The 20,983-nt window shown below is 68.3% G+C and carries 26 protein-coding genes and 2 pseudogenes; 9 read left to right on the top strand and 19 right to left on the bottom strand.

Annotated features, from left to right (window positions below; all coding sequences use genetic code 11):
- The first annotated feature begins 8 nt into the window (after positions 1 to 8).
- The 5 genes from ACQP17_RS05215 (at position 9) to ACQP17_RS05235 (ending at position 3,929) form a co-directional block, all read left to right on the top strand.
- A complete protein-coding gene (locus tag ACQP17_RS05215) occupies positions 9 to 1,307 on the top strand; it encodes a ParM/StbA family protein (RefSeq protein WP_433855172.1) in 1,299 nt (432 codons plus the stop codon).
- A 73-nt stretch (positions 1,308 to 1,380) separates the two neighbouring features.
- Complete coding sequence (locus ACQP17_RS05220) at positions 1,381 to 2,340, top strand: hypothetical protein (RefSeq protein WP_433855173.1); 960 nt, start codon at positions 1,381 to 1,383, stop codon at positions 2,338 to 2,340.
- A complete protein-coding gene (locus ACQP17_RS05225) occupies positions 2,337 to 2,579 on the top strand; it encodes a hypothetical protein (protein ID WP_433855174.1) in 243 nt (80 codons plus the stop codon). The genes ACQP17_RS05220 and ACQP17_RS05225 overlap by 4 nt, the downstream gene beginning before the upstream one ends.
- A complete protein-coding gene (locus ACQP17_RS05230; RefSeq protein ID WP_433855175.1) occupies positions 2,576 to 2,968 on the top strand; it encodes a hypothetical protein in 393 nt (130 codons plus the stop codon). The genes ACQP17_RS05225 and ACQP17_RS05230 overlap by 4 nt, the downstream gene beginning before the upstream one ends.
- Before the next feature lie 133 nt (positions 2,969 to 3,101).
- Positions 3,102 to 3,929 (top strand): N-6 DNA methylase, encoded by an 828-nt coding sequence (locus ACQP17_RS05235; RefSeq protein ID WP_433855176.1) that lies wholly within the window; start codon positions 3,102 to 3,104, stop codon positions 3,927 to 3,929.
- Here the strand turns inward: ACQP17_RS05235 and ACQP17_RS05240 are convergent.
- Positions 3,926 to 4,159: a hypothetical protein gene (locus tag ACQP17_RS05240; protein WP_433855177.1), complete on the bottom strand. Its 234-nt coding sequence runs from the start codon at positions 4,157 to 4,159 to the stop codon at positions 3,926 to 3,928. The two genes, ACQP17_RS05235 and ACQP17_RS05240, sit on opposite strands and share 4 nt — an antisense overlap.
- 171 nt (positions 4,160 to 4,330) lie before the next feature.
- Positions 4,331 to 4,630 carry a DUF6283 family protein gene (locus ACQP17_RS05245; protein ID WP_433855178.1) on the bottom strand — a complete coding sequence of 100 codons (300 nt, stop codon included), beginning with the start codon at positions 4,628 to 4,630 and terminating at the stop codon, positions 4,331 to 4,333.
- Between the two features lie 273 nt (positions 4,631 to 4,903).
- Here ACQP17_RS05245 and ACQP17_RS05250 point away from each other — a divergent pair, with 273 nt between their 5' ends.
- Positions 4,904 to 5,332, top strand: a complete 429-nt coding sequence (locus ACQP17_RS05250; protein ID WP_433855179.1) for a hypothetical protein — start codon at positions 4,904 to 4,906, stop codon at positions 5,330 to 5,332.
- A 172-nt stretch (positions 5,333 to 5,504) separates the two neighbouring features.
- Positions 5,505 to 5,729, top strand: coding sequence for a hypothetical protein (locus ACQP17_RS05255; protein WP_433855180.1), 225 nt, complete (start codon positions 5,505 to 5,507; stop codon positions 5,727 to 5,729).
- 212 nt (positions 5,730 to 5,941) lie between these two features.
- Here ACQP17_RS05255 and ACQP17_RS05260 read toward each other — a convergent pair whose 3' ends face one another.
- Complete coding sequence (locus ACQP17_RS05260; protein ID WP_433855181.1) at positions 5,942 to 7,588, bottom strand: Imm49 family immunity protein; 1,647 nt, start codon at positions 7,586 to 7,588, stop codon at positions 5,942 to 5,944.
- A gap of 702 nt (positions 7,589 to 8,290) precedes the next feature.
- Positions 8,291 to 8,680 (bottom strand): annotated as a pseudogene (locus ACQP17_RS05265) (HU family DNA-binding protein); the annotation flags it as partial.
- Between the two features lie 90 nt (positions 8,681 to 8,770).
- Between ACQP17_RS05265 and ACQP17_RS05270 the strand changes: the two are divergent.
- Positions 8,771 to 9,010: pseudogene (locus ACQP17_RS05270) on the top strand (recombinase family protein); the annotation flags it as partial.
- Positions 9,011 to 9,084: 74 nt separating this feature from the next.
- Here the strand turns inward: ACQP17_RS05270 and ACQP17_RS05275 are convergent.
- The 11 genes from ACQP17_RS05275 to ACQP17_RS05325 all read right to left on the bottom strand — a co-directional run bounded on the left by ACQP17_RS05275 (position 9,085) and on the right by ACQP17_RS05325 (position 16,278).
- Positions 9,085 to 10,989 (bottom strand): PcfJ domain-containing protein, encoded by a 1,905-nt coding sequence (locus ACQP17_RS05275; RefSeq protein WP_433855182.1) that lies wholly within the window; start codon positions 10,987 to 10,989, stop codon positions 9,085 to 9,087.
- 50 nt (positions 10,990 to 11,039) lie between these two features.
- Positions 11,040 to 11,570, bottom strand: a complete 531-nt coding sequence (locus ACQP17_RS05280; protein ID WP_433855183.1) for a hypothetical protein — start codon at positions 11,568 to 11,570, stop codon at positions 11,040 to 11,042.
- A complete protein-coding gene (locus ACQP17_RS05285; protein WP_433855184.1) occupies positions 11,567 to 12,007 on the bottom strand; it encodes a hypothetical protein in 441 nt (146 codons plus the stop codon). The genes ACQP17_RS05280 and ACQP17_RS05285 overlap by 4 nt, the downstream gene beginning before the upstream one ends.
- Positions 12,008 to 12,351: 344 nt before the next feature.
- Positions 12,352 to 12,480: a hypothetical protein gene (locus ACQP17_RS05290; RefSeq protein WP_433855185.1), complete on the bottom strand. Its 129-nt coding sequence runs from the start codon at positions 12,478 to 12,480 to the stop codon at positions 12,352 to 12,354.
- Between the two features lie 394 nt (positions 12,481 to 12,874).
- Positions 12,875 to 13,321, bottom strand: a complete 447-nt coding sequence (locus tag ACQP17_RS05295) for a hypothetical protein (RefSeq protein WP_433855186.1) — start codon at positions 13,319 to 13,321, stop codon at positions 12,875 to 12,877.
- 171 nt (positions 13,322 to 13,492) lie between these two features.
- A complete protein-coding gene (locus tag ACQP17_RS05300; RefSeq protein ID WP_433855187.1) occupies positions 13,493 to 13,873 on the bottom strand; it encodes a hypothetical protein in 381 nt (126 codons plus the stop codon).
- 40 nt (positions 13,874 to 13,913) lie between these two features.
- Positions 13,914 to 14,504, bottom strand: coding sequence for a hypothetical protein (locus ACQP17_RS05305; protein ID WP_433855188.1), 591 nt, complete (start codon positions 14,502 to 14,504; stop codon positions 13,914 to 13,916).
- Positions 14,505 to 14,699: 195 nt separating this feature from the next.
- Positions 14,700 to 14,846 (bottom strand): hypothetical protein, encoded by a 147-nt coding sequence (locus ACQP17_RS05310; protein WP_433855189.1) that lies wholly within the window; start codon positions 14,844 to 14,846, stop codon positions 14,700 to 14,702.
- Between the two features lie 10 nt (positions 14,847 to 14,856).
- Positions 14,857 to 15,381 carry a hypothetical protein gene (locus tag ACQP17_RS05315; protein ID WP_433855190.1) on the bottom strand — a complete coding sequence of 175 codons (525 nt, stop codon included), beginning with the start codon at positions 15,379 to 15,381 and terminating at the stop codon, positions 14,857 to 14,859.
- Between the two features lie 55 nt (positions 15,382 to 15,436).
- Positions 15,437 to 15,607, bottom strand: a complete 171-nt coding sequence (locus ACQP17_RS05320) for a hypothetical protein (RefSeq protein ID WP_433855191.1) — start codon at positions 15,605 to 15,607, stop codon at positions 15,437 to 15,439.
- 266 nt (positions 15,608 to 15,873) lie between these two features.
- Positions 15,874 to 16,278 (bottom strand): hypothetical protein, encoded by a 405-nt coding sequence (locus tag ACQP17_RS05325; RefSeq protein ID WP_433855192.1) that lies wholly within the window; start codon positions 16,276 to 16,278, stop codon positions 15,874 to 15,876.
- Between ACQP17_RS05325 and ACQP17_RS05330 the strand changes: the two genes are divergently transcribed.
- Complete coding sequence (locus ACQP17_RS05330) at positions 16,277 to 16,813, top strand: hypothetical protein (protein ID WP_433855193.1); 537 nt, start codon at positions 16,277 to 16,279, stop codon at positions 16,811 to 16,813. The two genes, ACQP17_RS05325 and ACQP17_RS05330, sit on opposite strands and share 2 nt — an antisense overlap.
- A gap of 645 nt (positions 16,814 to 17,458) precedes the next feature.
- Here ACQP17_RS05330 and ACQP17_RS05335 read toward each other — a convergent pair.
- The 4 genes from ACQP17_RS05335 to ACQP17_RS05350 form a co-directional block, all read right to left on the bottom strand.
- Positions 17,459 to 17,869: an SsgA family sporulation/cell division regulator gene (locus ACQP17_RS05335; RefSeq protein WP_433855194.1), complete on the bottom strand. Its 411-nt coding sequence runs from the start codon at positions 17,867 to 17,869 to the stop codon at positions 17,459 to 17,461.
- A gap of 626 nt (positions 17,870 to 18,495) precedes the next feature.
- Entirely contained in the window at positions 18,496 to 18,984 is a 489-nt protein-coding gene (locus tag ACQP17_RS05340) for a hypothetical protein (RefSeq protein WP_433855195.1), read from the bottom strand.
- A gap of 310 nt (positions 18,985 to 19,294) precedes the next feature.
- Positions 19,295 to 19,786, bottom strand: coding sequence for a single-stranded DNA-binding protein (locus ACQP17_RS05345; protein WP_433855196.1), 492 nt, complete (start codon positions 19,784 to 19,786; stop codon positions 19,295 to 19,297).
- A gap of 440 nt (positions 19,787 to 20,226) precedes the next feature.
- Positions 20,227 to 20,544, bottom strand: coding sequence for a hypothetical protein (locus tag ACQP17_RS05350; RefSeq protein WP_433855197.1), 318 nt, complete (start codon positions 20,542 to 20,544; stop codon positions 20,227 to 20,229).
- Between the last annotated feature and the right edge of the window lie 439 nt (positions 20,545 to 20,983).

A 20,983-nucleotide genomic window follows, 5' to 3' on the forward strand; every position in this document is an offset into this window, starting at 1 on the left:
CTGAATTCATGAGCGCCAACAGCAACGACATCATCGCTCTCACCGGCGGCATCGACGTCGGCAACGGCTACGTCAAGGGCGTCATCCAGAACACGAAGCAGGGGACTTTCGACGAGATCGATCTGCCCAGTGCGGTCGTCTCGACCTCTCGCACCTCGCCGAAGGTGCCACTCCCCGAATCGGATGCGGCCTCCGTGCTGGCCGGCGACTTTTACAACCAGATTGACTGCTCGCTCACCACTTCCCTGGTGGCGGCGTCCGACCGCCGGATCTTCGGCCGCGCGGCGCTGAGCGTGCGCGGCTCGAAGTTCACCGAGTTCGAGGTGCTGGGCAAGCACTCCAAGGCCGATCAGGAGCTGAGCAAGGTTCTGGTCCTGGGTGTCTTCGCCGCGAAGGCCCTGCGCGACTACGTCCGCGAGAACGGCACGCTGCCCGATCACGAGCTGCGCGTGCAGGTGCGCGCCGGCTTGGCGCTGCCGATCTCCGAGTTCGTCGCGCGCCGCCACGCCTACGCCGCCGAGTTCATCGGTCTGCTGGGCAGCTCCGACCCCGCGGTGCACCTGGTGACGATCAAGAACTTCAGCACCCCGGTCTCGGTGCGCCTGGAGTTCGTCGACGTCCAGGTGATGGCCGAGGGTGCCTCCGCGCAGTTCGCCATCACCGACAAGGGCGAGCCGCTCGCACAGGCCCTGCTCGATGATCTGCGCACCCGAGACGCGTCCCTCGTGGAGGGCGTCTCTGCTTCTGATCTGGTGGCGGTCCAGCACACCATCGGCGTCGACGTCGGCGAGGGCACTGTGAACTTCCCGGTCTTCACCGACGGGCGGTTCAATTCCGAGGCGGCCGCCACGCTCGACGAGGGCTACGGCACCGCGCTGATGAACGCCATGGAGCGCATGAGCGAGTCGGACGCCACGCTGCAGTTCTCCTCGCGCAAGCAGCTGGCCGACTTCCTCCACGCGGAGCCGTCGGTGCTGGTGAAGAACCGTCACCAGCGCGCCGCCGGCTTCGTCGAGGACGAGGCTGGCTACCTGGTCGACGAGATCGTCTCCTCCTTCGGTGATGTTCTCTCGCAGGCCGGCGCGACGACTGAAGTCGTTTACGTCTACGGCGGCGGCTCGGGTCCGATCAAGCACTTGCTGCACCCGGCGCTGCTGAAGGCCGCCGGCGATGTGCCCGTGCTCTACCTGGACTCCAGCTATTCGCGGCACCTGAACCGCGAGGGCCTGTACATCGCGGCTCGCCACGTCGAGCAGCAGGCCCTCGCCGCGAAGCCCGCGGGCAAGCGCAGCAAGGAGGTGGCGTGATGGCGTCTCTGACAAGCTCACCGTGTCGGGGTGTTCCCCGGGTCGAGGAAACCTCCGAGTCCGTAGGAACGTCATGATCAACCCGTTCGCCCCGCCCATCGACCTCAGCCACCTGCCGAACTACCGGCAGGCCGACGCGCGTCCGCGCCGCGCGGTGTTCCTCGGCCGAGTCTCCACCAAGGACCGGCAGCTTCCCGCCTCGTCCATCCCGCGGCAGGTCGTCCTCGCCGCCGAACGCCTCGACCCGGGTGAAGAGTTCATAGCGCACTTCTGGGATGTGGAGTCCGGGATGTTGCCCGCGCATTTGAGGGGCTTGGGGCCGCAGGAGATGTACGACGGGCTCGGTGTTCCAACGCCCCGGGACGGCGGCCTCCAGGACCTCGTGGACCGCGCTGGGCAGATGGGCATCACGCACGTCCTGGCCGAGCGTTCCGACCGCGTGGCACGCGCCATGCTGACCAGCCTCACCGTGGAGCACGAGCTGGAGCGCCTCGGGGCAGAGGTGATCTACGCCAACGAGCCGACGGGCGGCACCGAGTCCGGCCGGCTGCGTACCCGCAGGTACGGGCAGGCCGAGGCGGAGATCTACCGCGCGACGATGATCGAGATGTCGATGGGGGGCCAGTTCCAGCATGCAATCGGCGGATGGAACCACGGCTACCCGCCCTACCCCTATGTTGCGGTGGTCGACGAGGATGCCCCGGTTCGGGGAGATGCGGCCGAAGAAGAAGCTCGTTCCGCACCCCGACGAGCGCCGGTTCGAAGCCGCCCGGGAGCTGTGCCGTCTACGGTGCGAGGAACACCTGAAGGCTGCGGACATCATCACCATCTTGGAGTCGGAGCCCGACCGGTATCCGATCGAGGGCCGATGGACGCACAACCGTGTGGAGGGGTTGATCGCGAATCCGAAGCTCAGCGGCTATCAGGTGTACAACCGCAAGTCGAGCAGGACGGGCCGCCCCGGCTTCTCCCGGCTGAACCCCATTTCCCAGTGGGTGTGGTCGCCGAAGGGTCGTGCACAAGCCGGTGGTGAGCCTGGAGGAGTGGATGCAGGCCCAGGAGGTCACCGCGGGACTGCGCGCGGGCGTCGAAGGCGGCCCGTTGCTGCGGATCCGGACCGCGGCCTCCCGGCTCGGGCTCACCGTCACCGCGGTCAGCAGCAGCGCCACGCACACGCTGTACCGGATCGGGAACCGGCAGATCGTCCTGCCCGCGCCGGTCCCGGAAGCAGTCGTCCAGCAGGTCATCGAGAACTTGGGAAGCGTGGAGTGAGCGAGATCATCATGGGCCAGGCCCACCGGCGCGGCCGGACCTGGGTGACGCACCTTGCCGAGCACGGGGTGTACGCAGACGGGCGGACGCTGAGGGCGACGGAGGCGAACGCCGTGGAGGGGCTCGAACTCGTCGGCGTGAGGGCAGAGGTCACGGTCACCCCGGTGACACCGGAGCTGGAGACGCTCCGGGCCGCCGACGACGCCCGCGAACAGGCCCTGCGTGCCGCGGTGCACTCCCTGGCCCTGCGCCGTACCACGCGGCACGACATCGCCCTGGCAGCACGGGCACCGGCCTGGCTGGTGAAACAGATCCTCGCCGAGCAGACGAAGAAGGACGACTCGCAGTCTCCTGCGGAATCAGCCACAACAGCCGAGGGCACCGTATGACTCACGGACGCCCGTACGGGTTCCTGCGGCCCGCCGCTCAGAGTTCCTGGAACCTGCGCATCTTTCCTTTCGATCCGCAGGTCCGCCGTGTCGTCCGGACCTCCGAGGCTCCGGCCATTGTGGTGCCGAGCGCATGAGCAGCTACCGGGAGATCGTGAAGCTGTTGGCGGCTAACACCGGCGCGAAGCGGATGAGCGAAGTCTTCGACAACTTCGTCGAGATGGCGGCGCTGGCTCTGCGCAACGCCGTGGACGTCCGCGGGAGCGAGGCCTGGGAAGCGCGCGAAGCGCAGTACCTCCAGATCGCCGGCCGCTACAGCAGAACAAAGCTGGACCGCTTCGCGCATGCCCTGGCGCTGGTGACCACGGAGATGGAGCGCGAGCCCTGCGACGTGCTCGGCCGCCTTTACATGGAGCTGGAGCTGGGCAACGAGCGGCTCGGCCAGTACTACACGCCCTACGACATCGCCCAGCTGATGGCCGAGATGCAGATCGACTCGGTGGTCGAGCAGGTGCAGAGGGACGGCTTCGCCGATGTGTATGAACCCAGCTGCGGCGCGGGCGCGTTCATGGTTGCTCTGTCGCAGGCGATGTTCGAGCACAGCCTGAACCCGCAGACGCAGCTGCACGTGACGGCGGAGGACATAGCGCCGCAGGCGCTGCACATGATCTACGTCCACCTGACGCTGCTGCACATCCCCGCGGTGGTGCGCCGTCGCAACGTCCTCACGCTGGAGACCATCGATACGTGGCCTGCTCCAGCCCATGTCCTGGGCGGCTGGAGCAGGCGGCTCAGGCTGGCCCATCACGGTGCAGCGACGGCCGGCCCCGGGGCGGACGATCCAGCCGGTCGGTCTGGGCGGAGGCAGTGTCCGCGGGTCGCGGTGCGTCGGGACTGCTCGTCGGGCAGGACGAGCAGTATCCGGGCAGGCAGAGGTCCGGGGTGGTCGTTCACCGGCTAGGCAGTGGGGGTCTGCTCCAGCGCCCTGGCCTGTCGCCGTAGGCCCTCAAGTCGGGCTCTGCCGCCGGTCTCCGCCCAGTAGGGGTGGAACAGGACTCGTGCGGACAGGTGCAGCAGTCGGCGACGCCACGTGGTGGAGGAGCCGCGGGGGTCGGCTGCGAGCGCCCGGTAGGCGCGGTGGCAGGCGATCTGTGCCTGCACGAGGTCGGTCGGATAGATGTGCTGCTCCATGGAGCAATTGCATCACGTGTTCGAATTACTCGTCACGTCGCGGCTCGGGAGTGTGTAGGCCAGGCTGAGCGTCACCGTTGGCCATAGCGTCTGACCTGCACAGCTACCTGCTTCAAAGCGCTTGGTCCGGACGGGCCATCGCCGCGGGGGCGACGCAGCGCGGTCCCCCGCTCACGGACGTTGCGCGATGACGGCTCCGGCGGCGGCAATCCGCAACGCGAGGGAACGGATGGCATCCGGGTGCGCGGCGAAACCGGCACAGACCGCTCCGGGCCGCTCCTTGCCGGGGCCGGTCTCGTGGCAGACGATGTGCCCCTCGTCCTCAACGCATTCGCGGACCAAGGCGGCGAGCTGGCCCGGCGCGAGATTGCCGGCGCTCTCGCGCCGGAAGTCACACGTTCCGCAGCGCTCGGACATCACCCGGACCCGGGGGGAGCCCGGATCGGCGACCGGGGCGTCGCCGACCGACACAGTCCGTGCCGGAGGGGGTAGGGGTTGGGGTGCGGGCATGGTGTCCTCGGCATGGGGTCGGCGTATGAGGTGCTCGACGACGATACCCAGCGGCGGGCCCAGCCGACCTGTGAAACCGGCACCCCGCGGCGCTCCTCGTACATCCTCCCGAGGCGGTCGGGCCGTTCTCCCGGGCCGTTCTCCCGGGGCGCGCGAGGGGCGTACGAGGGGAGGGCGCGCTGCGCAGCTAGGACGGCGCTGGCAACGGGAAGCAGGTACCGCTAACTTCCCAGCATGACTACCCGGTTCGACGCCCAATTCGGCGGCGTCCTGCAATCCGCGCGCGAGGTCCTGCCAGAGGAATCCATGCTCATCCTGGAGCGCAAACTCCGCCAGATCCACACCGAGCGGCTCGACCTGGATGTTCCGGAGGTCGTGAACATGGCCTTCGACGCCATTCCAGGGGAGGTGATTGATGCCCGCATCGCCATGGAGGATGCGGGTGCGCGCGCCGATGAAGCGGCTGCCGCCGAAGCAGCCCACCTCGCCTCCATTCATCGCATTCAAGAACGCACCTACGAGCTGGATTGTCTCGAAAAGCAGTACCCCGGGAAGGCCACCATGGCCGAGGTGCACGCCGCCGCTGGGATCTCCTGGGCATACCTCGGTCTGACCGAGGAGGACTGTCTCCTCGTCGAAGAGATCCGCCGCGAGATGCGGTAGGGGACTGCCTCGCCCGGGCGGCCGCCACCGCGCGCCCGGGCCGCGGCGGTGACCGCGCCAGGGGATGCTTACACCACGGCCACCAGTGAAAGCCGGATGACCGAGGTCCTGGCCCGCCCCAGAGCAGTCAGGCCGCTACCGCCATCCGGCTGCGTTGACCGGGAGACCCGCCGTGCCGCCATTCGTCACCTCCCTCCAGTTCGTCCCCGGCGGCCCCCGCGTCCTCGGCTACTGGGAATCCGAGCCACCCGCCGCTAGGAAGTGGGTCGAATGGTTCGGCCTGTACGGGGTCCCCGGCACCACCACCGTCGTCACACTGGTCGAGCAGCTGCCCGACGGCCACGAGCAGCCGATCAAGCGCTGGCCCCCGCGACCGGGCGGACCATCCGCCGGGTGAGACGCCCGGATCGCGTAGCCGTCACCTCTCGGGACCACGTCGCCGAGGGCGAATGGCCGGCCGGTGACCTGGCGGCCGATGCACCACCGGGTGCTCACCTCGGCCGGGTCCTCGCGAAGAACCTGGGAGCGGCCATGGCCCAGCGAGGCAGCCTCAGGAGCGGACGATCAGGCGACTTCAAGGCTTCCGGGGCGGAGCGTGGGGCGCGCACCCTAGAAGGGTTCAGCCGCCCGCAGGAGGTACTGCGGCAGGTAAGGGGACTCCACGCGGATAGCCCACCCGCGGCGGCGGGCGTGGCAGGCCAGCGCGAGGACGTCGAGGTTGACGGAGACCTCGGGATAGTCGGAGCGGTCGGCGACTTCGTAGTACGCGCGGTGGGCTTCGAGCGCGTCGGCCAGGGCCAGGTTGAAGCTCTCCTCATCGCCCTCCACCAGCTGCGAGAGCAGGACGGCCGGCGGCATCGCGAAGCCCCAGTCCTTGGCCCTCTCGGCCTCCTGCAGCGCCCGCTGCGCGGCCGCGTCGGGACCAGTGCCCTTCAGGTAGGCGTGGAGGGCCTCGCGGTACACGGTGAACGCGGAGCCATCCGGGCGGGCGAAGGTAGGGCCGGTGAGGACCAGAGGGGCGAGGTCCTCGCGTGCGCCGGTGATCAGGGCGAAGGTGGTGGCCGTCTGCCAGCGCCCGGCTCCGACCTCCTTGCCGCGCTCGGCCTGGTAGCGAAGCGTACGGCCGTCGACGTTTACCTCGACCTCGGTGCCCGGCTCCGCCAGGGCGATACGGAACAGGGCCGCCCCCGCACGAGAGGCCAGCCGAAGGGTGGCGAGCTGGGCGTCGTCGGTGTCGCCGGGATTCCCCGCCCGCCACTGGAAGAGGCGCTCCTGATCGTCCATCACGCTGCCGAGGCGCCAGACGGCGAGGGGCTCCCCGTCGGCGGGGGCAAACGCCTCCCGCTGGTGCTCCTCGTACAGCGCCTCGATCTGCGGGATCCCCTCGCGCTCACAGACGGGCCGCTCCACCACCAGCGGGCCGGCAGAGAGCGCGGCGACCGCGTCCGGCCGCCGGTTGCGGCCGAGCCCTCCGACCCGAGGACCCCGGGTCTCGAAGCCGGTGACCAGCGCGTGCGGGAGGTAGTCGGTGTGAACGGCCGGTGCCCAGCCCAGCGTCCGGTACGCGAGCGCGGCCAAGGCGAGGGGCACGAGTGGGAGCAGACTGCTCGGGGAGGCCGCCGGCCCCTGCAGGGCACTGTGCCGGAGCAAGACCTCGGCCAGCGCGGCGTCGAAGCTCTCCCGGTCCTCGGCGGCCAGCGCCCGCAGCGTCCGCAGCGCCAGGCCGTCCGGCCGGTCCAGGAGGGACTCGCCCGTCTCCGTCGCACGGGTACGGACCCGGTCCAGAGCCGCGTCGACGGCAGCCAGCTTGCCCTGCGCACTCGGCGGGTACTCCCCGTCGCCGGCATCGTCCAGGACCACGGCCGTCAACCCCGTGGCGAGCTCGCCGACGGGCGTCCCCTTCTCCTGCTCGGCGAACTGCTGACGGGCGAGGGTGAACTCCTCGCCGTGCCACTTGGCCTTGTCCCTGAGGACCGACAGGCAGAGCGCGTCGATCCACTCCCAGGGCGTGACGCTCTCCTCGGGGGCGTCATCACCCGGCTCGTAGCTCATGCCGAAGTTCACGTACTCCAGAAAGACGTTGAAGCTGCAGTGCGGGTGGTACGCCGCGTAAGCGACAGCGCCGGCCGCGGCCTCGGAGGCGTCCTTGAGGGCGGCCCGGGCCTCCGCGGTGTCGAGACCGGGCGTGTCGACGGACAGGGCGCCCAGGTAGTCGAGGAACTCGTCGGCGATCGACTGCCACTCGTAAGTGGCCATCCGGCCGGCCCTCGACATGGACCGCACCTGGCCCCCGATCCGGTTGGTGAAATCCTCGCGCGCTGCCGACACAACGGCCTCGCCCACCTGATGACGCTCTATTCGCACTGTCCTGCTCCTTGATCGATCTCTGCCACAGCCTAGGTGCGGGATCTGACATGCTGGCGACTGCTGCGACCGGGCCCTGGCCGCGCCGGCCCCTGGAGCCCTGCGGGACCAGGGGCCGGCAAACCGCCGTCGTCCGTCAGCCGCAGGCCTGGGCCGCCGGACACCTCCTGCCCGATTCCTGGTGAGCCGCGGGCCGCGCGACGTGCGGACGGGCGGGGCGCGGAAGGCGTAGGAGTGGAGAGTGCACCTCTCACCGCCGGTCGAGCCGGTGCTGGCCCGCTCCGTGACGGCTCTGCCGTCGTCCGGGCACGGGTGCTGTTCGAGCAGAAGGCGGACGGGGTCCGCGCCCTCGTGTTCACCGGCCCCAAGCCGTACCTCCAGTCCAGGCGCGGCGCCGATCTTGGCCCGGCCTTCCCGGAGATCACCCGGGCCGTGCGCACCTCGGCGAGGAGCACGGCTCCGCTCGGGGCGCAGGCGCAGGGGGGCCGGGCCCCGGGTGAGACCCCGCCCATGACACTGCGCGGCGCGGTCAGGAAGCCTCGACGCTCTCGCTGGCGGCGGCCTGGAGGGTGTCGGGCAGCTTCTGCGTCACCTTGCTCCCTTCGCCGTTGCCTTCTTCGCAGGCGCAGCCTTCTTGACGGTGGTGCCACCGGTCAGGCTGCCCTTGGGAGCCTTCTTGACGGAGACCTCACCGCCCTTGGGGAGCTTCTTCGAACCGCTCACCAGGTCCTTGAAGCCCTGACCCGCACGGAAACGCGGCACCGAGGTCTTCTTGACCCGCACACGCTCACCCGTCTGCGGGTTGCGGGCGAATCGCGCCGGACGGTCGACCTTCTCGAACGAGCCGAATCCGGTAACCGAAACCCGTTCGCCGGCGACAACTGCACGGACGACTGCGTCCAGTACGGCGTCCACCGCATCCGCGGCGTTCTGACGGCCGCCGAGCTTGTCGGCAATGGCCTCTACGAGATGTGTCTTGTTCACAGGTGTCTTCCTTCTCAATTGGGCGTTTTCTGCACCGCGTTGAATGTCCTCGCGGTGAACTGAACATAAAGCTGAGCGAGTTCACAGAACCGCCCCGGGCTGCGCGAGCTGCTGGCCGAGCTGCAGGCTGGCGACGAAGTCGTCTGGCAGTACGACAGACTCGGACGGACCTTCGAGGCGATGCGGGCCGTCGTTGAGCTGATCACCGCGAAGAGTGCGACGCTGCGCAGTCTCACGGAGCCCTCCGCCGAGGGGCTGTTTTCGATGAAGTTCATGATGGCCGTTGCCGAGTACGAGCACGCCGGGAAGCTGGAGAAGCAGGGGCGCTGACGGCTGTCGGCCGCTGGTGATAAGAGCAGAGACCTCCCCGGTGCGGCACTGGTCTGCAGCCGGGGAGGTCTCAGTCACACAGTCACGGTCTTCTGCTCGGGCAGTGCGAGCTGCTGCAGTCCGATCGCGTACTCGTACACGGCGATGCTGTGTTCGGTGATGGCGTCGAGCACCCTCTGTGCCGCGTCCTGCGTCAATTCCTTGACCGCGTCGCGGTTGTTGGTGCCGAGGAACTGGCAGATGCCCACCTCGTGATTGATCTCGATGTTGAGCCGGACGTGGCCCTCGGTGTCGAGCACGCCGACGAAGACGTCAAGGCCCAGCTCGTCGGCGTAGCCGGCGATGCAGTTGTTCAGCTGCGATCCCCATCGAGCCAGGGTGTCTGGATCCTTGGCGACGCCGAGCCGGAACCCGTCGACGCGCAGGCCGTCGAGCTTCGCTGTGACGCCGGCGGCCCACGCCGCGCGCTTCTTCTCACGGGAGATGCGTTCCTGGCGGCGGCGCTCGGCCTGCGCTTCGTACTCGCGCTGCTCGGCGGTCATCAGCTCTCGTCGGTGCTCGACCAGGAACTCCTCGGCGTCCTGCCGGAACTCCGGGTCCTTCCAGAGCTCCCAGGTCGCGGCCGTCAGACCACGGTCTGCGAGCCGGCCGATCTGCTCGTTGTAGCTATGCATCGCACTCAGCTCGCGTGCCTCTTCGAGCATGGTGTTGACCGCCTGATTCGAGCGCGTGACCCAGCGCTTCTCCACCCGCCTCTCGGGCATTGCGCGCACCAGCGTCTCCAGGTCCCGAGCACCGCGAATGCGACGCTGGCCCCGGGCCTTGATCAGCTTGGGCAACAGGTCCAGATCACGCAGTTGCACATGAGCACTGCCGAGGACCCGGACGGTATCCTTGATGATCCGGAGGTTCTGTGCAACGGGCTCAGAGAGGATCCGCCCCAGAATCGGCTGGGGAACTCGGCGGAACAGCGCCCGAGCTTGCACGAGTTCGGATGGCCCGAGGATGACGTAGTGGTTCGTCCGGGTGCGGCGCATCGACTCGATGATCCAGTCGATCGGTACAAGCCCGCGGAACAGGCGGAACCAGTTCAGCACGCTCAAATCGCGGGAGACGCGCCGCTCCCGGCTGGCCAGCATGCACTCGGCCAGGCGCTGGACCTCGCGCGCCAGCGGTTTCCGGTACTGCGTCTTGCTGAACGCGTTCATGGCGACAGCCCGATAGTCGGTCGCGTCCAGGAAGTGCATCTGGCCGGAGTGACTGAGCGCCTGGAACGAGATCTCCTTCAGCAGTGGGAACCGTTCGTCGGCCACAGGCAAGTCGCCGACCAGACGCAGGATCTCGCTCTGAAGATCTCTGAGGATGGTGGTCATCTGCGCCTGGATTTCGTCCAGGTTGTGGCTCTCGAAGGCAGGCCCCTCGACGAAGCGGATGTCCTGTTCGGTGGTGCCGTACATCACCCTTTGATGGCGGATCGGACTCAGCAGGGTCTGCTCGCCGAGCTTGTGCAATAGCTGTTGGAACTGCTGCTCACCGCCGGCGAAGAGGTGCTGGGTGCTGTTCCTCCGGCTGGGCTTCTTCTCCAACACGCGCAGCACGACAAGATCAGCCTTGGTGCGCAGCAGAGAGAACGCCTGCATGGTCTGCCAGTGACGGAAGATCTTTCCGGAGGCGCGCATCTGATGCACGCGGTACGAGGCTGAGCCGGACACGGTCACACGGCCGTCGGATGCAGTGCGTGCGACGACGCGGAGGCTCGCACCGGTGTGAGCGCCCTCGAGGGTCGGCTGGATCTGGTCGTTGAGGTACTTGACGTGCAGCAGCACACGTTCTCTGTTCCCGGACATGGTTGCCTCCCGCGAGGTGTGGGGTGTGGACTTCTCGGAGAGGCACCCGAGATCGGCTTTGCCGATCTGTTGTTGAGAAAGAAGAACCCCACCACTGGAGCGCAGTGCTCCAACGGCGGGGTCTTCGGGCATGCCAATATTCGATTAGACATTCGAATCTGTCGACGCAGGGCTCTGCTGATTCAGGCTTCAGGCCCGCTCGGCGGGCCGGACGGGTGCGCGCTCACACCGGCCGGAAGGTCCGGCAGCTTGGGCGCGGGACCGAACGCGCCGTCTATGTAGGCGAGGTGTTCGGCCGCCGCCGTGATGGCGACGCGTACCGTGTGCGGCCACCGGTGCCCGTCGGGCAGCATCGGCGCCCACTCCTTCCATTGCGCCTCGCTGCTCGCGCTGCCGGTGTACGGCGCCCAGGCCGCGCCGCGCGCGTAGTTGAAACCGAGCCGCATCAAGTGCCACTCGGCGGCGACCTTCAGCCCCTCCGTGTTCGCGCCGTCGGTGATGGTGTCCAGGTAGATCCCGGCGGGGTCGTTCTCCCGCCCGGCCGCACCCCGCTCCGTGAGCGGGATCATGTGACGTTCCACCGTGCTGCCCTCGGCCGTCATCAGCCGCAGCGTGGCGCCCCCACCGGCGAGCGGGTACGCCATCCGGATTTCCGCGACAGTCGGCAGGGCGGCGAGTTGGCCCGCACGCATGCGCTCTAGCCGCTCGGTCATGGTGGCCGACACCTGAGTACGCTCGCCGCCCTCGGCGGCCATGCGCCACGCGGCGCCGCGCGCCCGGGTGCCCTGGTCGCAAGTTGCCGGCGCCGCCGTCTCGGGCGCGGCAGCTGCCTTCTCTCGCTCGTGGGCAGCCGCGCCGACCGCCAGCGCGAGCGCGCCCCCTTACGGGTGGTGCTGCGGCTGCCGATCTGCCGCCGCTCGCCGCCGACTTCGCGCACCTGCCAAAACAGCATCCCGCGTTCCGATACCTGGTAGGCGGCATACGTGCTCTGTGGGAACCGGCGCCCGTTGAGCGTCTCGCCGGGCAGCGTGAACAGCCAGCCGTCGACACCGTACTCGGTGCCCTCCGGCGCACGGCCGTTGGTCGGCGTGTACCGGGTGTAAGACCGGGTGACGATCTCTCGGACGATGCTGCATGCCTTGCTGCTCATATCGTGGGGTTCCTCTCGGGGTGCTGTCGTGATCGGTGGCGGGGCAGTTGACGAGCAGGAGATCATCGAGGGCGTGATCGTTGGCGAAGGCGACGTTTCCGGGGCAGCCGGCCATTTGACGGTGGCTCAGGGGTCGCCGACTCCCTCGTAGAGGCGGGTGATCGTGCCGGGCTTGTCCCACGGTCGTCGGTGGTGTGGTGGACGAGGTCGCCGACGGCGGGCGAGACGGTGTCGAAGGTGCGGGACATGCGGGTTTCTCCCGGGGGCTGGTGGCTGGTGGGTCTGAGTGCTCCGCGGCCCGACCCGATCGGGCTGCACACCGTCTGCGGCGAAGGCTGTGATGCTTAGAACGGGGCGCCGTCGTAGGGGCGGACGAGGCAGAGGCGGCCGTCGTGCACGGCCAGGCGCTCACCTTCGCCCAGCTTGAACGCGGAGACGTCGGCCCTGTAGCCGCAGCCGGTAGCGGTGCACACGTAGACGGCCGTCCCTGCGCGTACAGGCCGGGAACGGGGGTGTAGCCGCCCCAGCCGCATTTCGCGCACACCTGCGGGCCGAACTCCTCGGACCCGATCACCATTTCGCCGGTGTGCTTCTCGGCCGCCCGCGCTGCGGCCTTCTCGCGCCGGTCGGCGCACGCGGGGTCGTAGCACGGCCGGTGCCCGATCAGGCCGTCCGTGGACGCGTGGCGGATCTCGATCAGGCCGTAGTCCTGGCACGAGCCGCACAGCGGCTCTGGGGCGTGCGGCTGCTCACCGTCCACGCACCCGGTCCGGTTGGACGAGTCGCACCAGGAGCCTTGTCCGTCGGCCTCGATGTACTCGATCTCGCGAGCGCAGTGCAGACAGGTTCGCGTCTCGGCGGTGGCGCTCATCTGCCGTGTTCCCTTCGGGGGTTGGGCTGCACGCCGGTCGGTCGCGCGGCGGGGGGGCCGGCCGCCAGATGGGCGGCGACGGCCGATGCCATGGCGTCGGCGGCGGCGGCCGGGTCGGTGATGTCGGCGGGCGCCTCGGTGAAGTCGCAGTGCACGTGTCGGGTGTTGAAGTCGTCGGTGATCACGGCGCTGATGCCGAACAGTCCGGCCAGGGACACGTCATAGCCGGATACGGAGCGGCGGCCGGTGTGGGAGTGCGCCTCGATCCACACGCCCGGCTGGCCCGGCGCGGTGGTCACCAGGGAGGCGCCGGGCAGGGAACGCCAGGGCTTGACCACGCGGAAGGTGACGCCGTGTGCCGTCAGCGCGGCTTTGAGGATCGCGCCGGTACGCTTCGCGGCGGCGGGGGCGGTCTTGCTCAGGTCGTGGGGCCAGGAAGTCATGGTGTACCTCTCACATCGATGGGGTGTGGGTGGGGCTGAGTGCGTGCGGCCTGGCTCGACCGGGCAACCGACCCACCGGACGGCGCGGGTGGATCAGAAGAGCGGTGCGTCCTGGTCCGTGCGGAGGGGCGGGGACCAGACCGGCGCTGATCGCCATACGGCGCTCGGGGCTCACCCGCCGCTGAGGGGCACGCCGGGCACGCGGGGGCCGTGCCTCTGGGGTGGGGCAGCCCGACCGCCCGCAGCCTCCGCCGTGGCCTCCGTGCGCGCGGTCTCGGCCGTCTCCTGCTCCTGGGTGGCCTCCGCCTCGACCGGCGCGGCCTCCGTCTGCCCGAGGGTGCCGCCCGCGCCGTTGTGGTACTCCGCCGGGGCCGGAGCCTCGGGGGCGTTGCCGTCGTGCAGCTCGGCGACCGCCGCGATTCGGGTCGCCTTGCCGCGCGCCGTGCACGGGTCCTCATGCCCTGAAGACCAGACCAGATCAGCTCCGCCGATCAGGCAGACAAAGAGAGATCCCCGCCCGGCGAGCATGATGCTCAGCCGACGGGGCCCCACGGAATTTACCTGCCGACGCCCAGAGGTGAGCCCCAATCGGCTACGGCTGGATGCTGCCGTCCGGCACAAGGATCGTGATCCGGTCCTGGCACAGCTGCTGACTTCCTGCGTCCGTGCCTTCCTGGTCGGGCCCGATCTTCAGCCGACTCCTGTCGTGCGGGTCGCCGGTGTAGCTCGGCTTCGACACATCGACGGGCTCGACCGTGCAGCGCAGCCGCTCGACGCGCGGCGTCTGGTCTGCTTCGTGTGGATCGATGACTCGGACCGTGATGTCGTTAATGAACGTCGAGCGGTGCCACAGGAACGACGGCTGAGCTCTGCGCTCCTCTACCGACACGCTTCTGGGCACGACGACGTCGTGGTCTTCGATGGTCGTGTAGTCGTAGATGCCGGTGTACGGAGTCTCCGCCTCGGGGGTTGCCTCGTAGTAGGAGCCGTCAGTGCGCTTGACGAGCTTCTGCCCGGGATCCGGGACGTAGACGATCTTCGTGTTCGCCATGGCAGCGCGCTCCTGGGCGCCTTGCTCGTTGATGTGGTTGAGCCAGAGGAACACGCCTGCGACCAGGGCGGCAACTATCGCGATCGAGATCGCCCAGTCACGCAGGCGTTGGCGTAAGGGGGTGTTGTACATGGTGCTAGGTCTCTCTCATCCTGGGCGTGGTCAGGTGGTCTCGACGTCGCTGCGCACGCGCAGCCGTTTGGCGAAGAAGCCGGTCTGGACGGTGAAGTAGCCCTGGTGCAGCTCGTAGAGCTCAGGGCAGACGGGCTCGGAGGCCCAGGCCTGGATCGCCGCCGGGAAGAGGGCTCTGCCCTCCCGGGCGAGGTGTCAGGCTTGGCAGTAGTAGACGAGCTTCTGGAGCTTCATCGCGGTCATCGCCGACCGATCGGGCTCGGCCGAGGCGTGCTTCTGCAGGATGTACTCGGCGACGTCGAAGACGGGTGTCTGAGACTGAGCGATGGTTCCAACCTTCATTCCGCTTCGATCACCACCAGTGCCGGAACAGGTAGTCGCCGCACGGCAGTTCGCCGCGGCGGATCAGATCGGCCAGGACCAGCCGCAGCGACGGGGAGAAGGCGCGATCGGCGAAGAACCGGTCCTCGAACACGGCATTCTCAAGGTCTTGCGTTGCCGGAGGGTTCGCTTCGACGGTGGCTGTTGTGTTTTCGTCGGCGACGCGGATGCTCAGCCAGTAGTCCAGCTCCGTCATGCCGGTCTTGAAGGCGCTCTCGCCGGTGCGGGAGTCCCAGCCCAGGTGGATCTCGGCGTTGTCGAGGTCGCCGAGTGCCTGCAGGTAGTCCCCGTCGGGGGTGAGCTCATAGAGCTTCACGCTGTCATTGCCGATGTGCTCGTCGTCCCGCTGGCATCCGCGCAGCGAGCTGTACGGCTTGCCGTAGACGCGCTCGGCGATTGCCTCGATCGCAATGTATCCGTTCTCGGCGGTCACAAGATCAGCGTGCGGTTCCAGCGTGTAGACGCTGCGGGGCGTGTATGCGGGTGCATCGGGCATGACGGGGCCTCCTATGTGCGGTTCGGTGATAATTGCGGGGACGAGCCAGTGCGGCTCAGTGCTTGCCTCGCAGGAGGTCCGCCAAAGCCTGAACATGGGCGCTCTTGGCTTGTTCGACGGCGGCCTGCTCCTGGAGGGAGTGGCTCTTCTCCCCGGCCTGGATGCGCTCGTCGACGGCGTCCCAGGCGAGAATGACGGCAGCGAGTTCGAGCCGGGCGTCCGCCACGCGGCGCTTCAGCTCGGGGTACCGCTGGACATCACGCCCAGCCGGTGGACGGCGTCGATCTTCTGCTCTTCACTGACGGTGGTGTTGAGGGGCGTGGGGTCAGGGAACAGAGCGCAGCGCCACGAGGACGAGGAGGACGGGAGAGGTTCTGGTGCGGGACATGGCGTCTGCTTTCTGCTTCAGTCGAGTGGGGGCGAGAACGAGGAGCCCCCGCACGGCGTGATCCCTGCGGGGGCTGATGGTGCGGATGCGTTGCGCTCGTGGGGTCAGGCCTGGGCCTGTACCCCGGCGAGGTCGACCTTCCGGCCTCGGGCCAGCTCGGCGGCAGGGACGTCGATGCGGAAGCCGCCGGCCGGGTAGCTCGGGTGGGTCGAGAACACCACGGCGCACATCCAGGAACCGGAGTGGCGCTTACGTGGCACGGGCTCTTCCTCAACGCCGTCGGGCAGAGCCTCCTTCCGGAACTCCATCGGCACTACGACGACGCGGTAGGGCTGGTTCGTGCGCGGCGGCTCCCAGGGCAACTCGACGAGCAGGTCCTTGGGCCACTCTTCGATGGTCACGGGCAGGGTGGACAGGTAGTGGTTCAGCGAGCCTTCGGTGGCCTGGGCCAGCCGGGCCTGCTCCTGTTCTTCGGTCTCGATGAAGCCGATGCGGCTGAGGAAACTCATGGTGGTCAGTGCTCCTGGGGCAGTGCTGGGGCCGGGACGCCGGCATGGGTTCGAAGAAGGCGAGCTCGTCGAGCTCGCAGCGCACGCCGTAGATGCGTGCGTCCTCCAGGGCGGCGAGGTCCTGGTGCACGAGGCCGTCCGGCTTCGTCAGCCAGTGGACGAACACCCCGGTGTCGTCATGGCCGTTCTTGGAATGCCGGACGATGACGCCGATGCTGCTGCTGGGGACTGCACCGAACTCGTACTCGAGGTAGTCGCTGGGCTCGGCGAGGAGGACGTAGCTGCCGACGGCGGGACGGACGCGCTGCTCGGTCCTGCTGCCGTAGCCCTTGGCCCGCGGCTTACGTCCGATCAGGTGCGGCAGGAGGAAGGCGAATCCCATCGTCGCAAGAGCAGCGGCGAAGACGATGAGAATGCTGGGCAAGCCAGGCATGGTCTGGAGCGTGTTCATCGGCGTGGTTTCCTTCCCGACCGCAGTGGAGGGGAAGAGGAAAGGCAGGGCGAAGAAGTCGCTGGTCAGCGAGTCTCGCTGTAGCCGCAGTCGGAGCACGTGTGCGTGACCTTCTTGGCTTTCTTACTGGTGCGGACACCGTGGGCGTTCGACTCCATGTCGATGGCGCAGTTCGGGCAGTTCATGGCTCAGCTCCTGACGTGACGAGGATGTTCTTCAACGCCAGATCCGGATCAGCTCCGCTGATCCCTTGTGCTCACTGCCTTCACGGGACGAGCAAGGCGAGCCACGACGAAGAAGAAACGCAGCACCCCGGCGCAGCTGCTGCCCGAAGGCAGAGCGCGCACCGGGGTGCTGGGGAAGCCGGAGCCGCGGAGATCTCCAGGGGCGCACCGCAGGGATCAGCTGCAGCGCTCAGGAATCGAACCTGTTCCGCGGCCGGTCTGCACGGTGTGCCAACTGGCGTACGCCGAGGATCAGTCGGCGCACTACGGGTTCGAACCGCTCCGTGCAGAAGTCGTGGTGGTCTGTCGTCGATCGCCCGGATCAGCTGTGCTGATCTCGAACGGCCGGGGGGCGGTTCACTTCTCGCAGACGATGGCGATCCCGCACCCGGGGCAGGAGTAGACGCCGTCGTGGGGGCACGTAGTGCCGCAACACCGGGACGTGCCCAGTGGGGAACTGCTCGGGGAAGGGGGGTGGCGGGCGCGGGAGCTGAAGGTGGCCCGGTCAGCAGGGCTCGGCGAGCATGCTGGCCAGCGCGCGGTCCAGGTTCGTGAGGAACCTGGGAGATTCCGCCTCGCGGCCGTAGGGGACGGCCTTCGCCGTCCGCCGGAGAAAGTCACCGAGTGCCTGACCAGGCAGGCTGAACTCGGCGGTCCCGTGCGGGGAATGCAGGCGGAGGCGCAGTGTACGCGAAGGCAGGTCAGTGGGGCCAATCTGCACATCGCCCATTCCCGCAGGCCCGCTCAGTCCGTCCCTCAGCAGCTCCCGCCCCAAGGTCCATGTCACTGGGTCATGGCCGCCGCCCAGGGCGAAGGTGGCCTCAACGCAGTGGGGGGTGTCCGGCGAGTAGGACAGGCGAGCCAGGACACGCGCGACGGCCGGGAAGTCGAGGTGCACGTAGAACTGCGTTTCCATTCGGTGCTCCGTTGGGATGTTGACCGGCGGGCCGGTGCGTTGTCGCAGAGGCGCGCTCAGAGTCTGCGGTGTGGGGCTTTGTCATGTCGGGCCGGGCGGGGCTGGACGGGCGCCACGTCCCGCCCCGGACAGCTACGGGCGGCAGGTGAGTATGGAGGTCGTGCAGCCTTCGGGGCCGGTGTGAGGGGTCACGGTCTTGAGCAGCGGCGGACGACGTTGGTGGCAGGGGGTGCCGTTGTTGCCGTGGATGATCTCGGCGCGCAGTACCTTCCCGCGGTCTTACCGACCTGGATGGTGCCGAAGGTGCCGTGCACGCCGCCCGCGTCGAGGGTGATCCGGCGGGTACCCCAGTAGATGCCATTCCAGGCCCGGCGCCCAGCCGGGACGCTTCGTCTTCTTGAGGGGGCTGCGGTTACAGATGGAGGGTGCCGGCGGCCTCGCGTTCCTCGATTCCCGCCGTGAACGCTCTCCATCCACCCATCGCGTTCGCGGCGCTGAGGTAGCCGTGTGCCCACAGTGCGCCGGCGGTTGTGTCTTCGGGGAAGGTGACTATCTGCTCTTGGAGTAGGCCAGCCCCGGCCCCGTACGGATGCACGGGCCGGGGCTGCTTGCTTGCTCGGGTGTTCTTAGTCGGTGTGGGGCAGGTCGGCGGGGCGGATTACGGGTTTTTCGGCAATGTTCCAACCGGTGCCCATGCCCTGGTAGCTCCCGGGAATCGAGTCGTCCATCAGGTCCCCGTCCTCGTCCCAGCGCAGGACGGCGGGGTCTTCGGGGTGCTCGTCCTCGCGGTACCGCTCCTCGACGTACGCGCGGGCGGTTGCTTCGTCCTGGCACGGGGTCGCGCCGGGGTCCTCGCCCCGGGTGACGAGCCAGATGGTCGGCTGCGGCTCCGCAGCGGGCTCGTGCGGGTACTTGTCCTGGTTGATCTCGCGGACGAGCGCGGTGATCTCGTGCTGCGGGCGGCTCAGAAGTCCCGCGGCACCCATGAGCCGGTTGGCCTCGTACGCGGCGGAGGTCAGCTCTTCCTCGGAGCGGTGCGGGTCCTCAATCGCGGCCCGCAGGGTCTCGGTCAGCCGGTAGTACGACTGGACCGCGGCCCGGGTCATGTCGTCCATGTCAGCTCGCCTTTCGGGTACGGCGGGTGGGCTTCTTCACGGAGGTCACGTGGGCTTCTCCTCGGGTCGGTCCGGGGCCCAGGGATGTCGACTCCGTGAGGCCGGGCGAATGCGTGGCTGCCGGGCCAGGGCGGGCCGGGCGGCGCGGTGCGCGGCCGGGGTGCTGCGCCTTGGCGCGGCCCGGCTGGTGCCGAGTCCCTTACAGCGCACGAGAAGGGTTCGTGCGGGGCGATCGGCTGAACCAGCGTTGGTCGAGAACGGCCCCGGCCGGGGCCCCCGATCAGGGGCCCCTTTTCGCAGCCAGGCTCACTCACACGTTCCCTGAGAAGGGCAGCTGCTCGTCCACGACGCTGGCGTGCGCGACGGCCGAAGCGGCAGCCGCGACCGGGGTGGGAGCCTGGGCCTGCAGGCTCTGGTTCTGGGTCTCGGCCTTGGTGACGCGCTCAGCCAGGCGAGCCTGAGTGGTCGCGCGGGACTCCAGGAAGGAGATGTTCTGGATCTCGAGCTTGATCTCGAAGACCTCCACACCGTTCTTGGTGTAGCGGTTCATCCGCGGCTCGTAGCTGAGGGCCACCAGGTCGCCCTTGTGCACGTGCGCGAAGGGGCCGGTGCCGGGGGTCTGGGCGCGAACGAAGGCCTCGAACGGCAGGGCGTCGGAGATGCGGTTGCCTTGGGCGTCGGTGTAGCCGCGGTCGACGTAGGCGGTGAGCATGACCTTCTTGGAGCCGTCCTTGTTCTCGAAAACCTTCGGGTCGTTCGCCAGGCGGCCGATGACGGTTGCGGTGCTGTTCGGGTTCGACATGTGGATTCTCCTTGAATACAGCGCAGCGCCCGGATCGACGTCGTCGTCCGCGCGCAGGTGGGTGGGCTATTGAGATGTTCAGTTGTCTGTCATGCCACCATCCGGATCAGCTTCGCTGATCAGATGATGTCCTCTTCCAGTGCTTCTTCCGAATCAGCTGTGCTGATCGAATGCCTTGTCATTCCGAGTCCCGAATCGGCTTCGCCGATCAGACTCGCGCTCTTCGCTGAGTTACCGGCCACTCCCCCGACTAGACCCCCGACGTGATGCCCGGATGTCCCACAGCTTGGCCTCCACCTGGTCCGCTCTGGCGGTGTCGCGCCTCTTGCGGGCGAGCCGGTAGGAGTGCTCGAGCTCGGCGATCCTGCCTCGGCGGAGAACTGCCAGGGTGAGCCAGAACAACAGCAGGACCAGCCCGACTGCGATGAAGATCCCGATGCTCACAGCGTCACCTGCACTTCATAGGCCGTGGGGCCGAAGGGCCCGACAGTGAGCGCACGCACGGGCTTCACCAGCCCGGCCTGCGCCAGGCGAGCCGTCAGGCCCGAGTGCTCGAACCAGTCCTTGATGAAGACGTTTCCGGGCTCGGGCGTGAGGCGGTAGCCCTGCAGGCTGGTCGAGATGGGCTCGGCGGGGCCCTCGGCGTTTTCGAGCTCCAGCACGCGGTACTGGTCATCGTGCACGAGCGAGCCGATCAGCTCGATGCAGCCGAAGTCGATGGTGACGTCGTGCTTCACGGTGGTCGTGGACTCAGCCATGGTGATCTCGCTCTTCTCGTGATGTGGATTGTGGACGCCGATGGGCGCGATCAGCTGATGCCTCCTCCGCTTTCGCATGCTCCGTGGGCCTGAAGCACGAGCGATAAGGCGGGGGCGGCAGGCTGGTGGCGGTTCGCGGTCACGGTTGGTCCACCTGGAGTACGGCGCGCAGTCGGGTGGCCAGGTCGGTGTCCTGACCCTCCAGCAGCGCCAGGGCCCGCTCGATGCGCTGCTCGGCCGTCAGGCGCCAGCCTCGCTCGGACTCAGCACGGTCGTGCAGCTCCTGGATCGCGGTGTTGAGCTGACCGGTTGGTGCGGGTGCGAATGACCGGGAACATGACGTGCTCCTGGTTCAGAAGGTGATCTGTCCGATGGGGTGAGTGACTGCGGCGGCGCCGGCGTTGAGCTCATAGCGGCAGGAAGACAGCCGACCTCATGG

Origin of the sequence: Streptomyces kronopolitis (assembly GCF_050953795.1) — a bacterium.
Lineage (GTDB): Bacteria > Actinomycetota > Actinomycetes > Streptomycetales > Streptomycetaceae > Streptomyces > Streptomyces kronopolitis_A.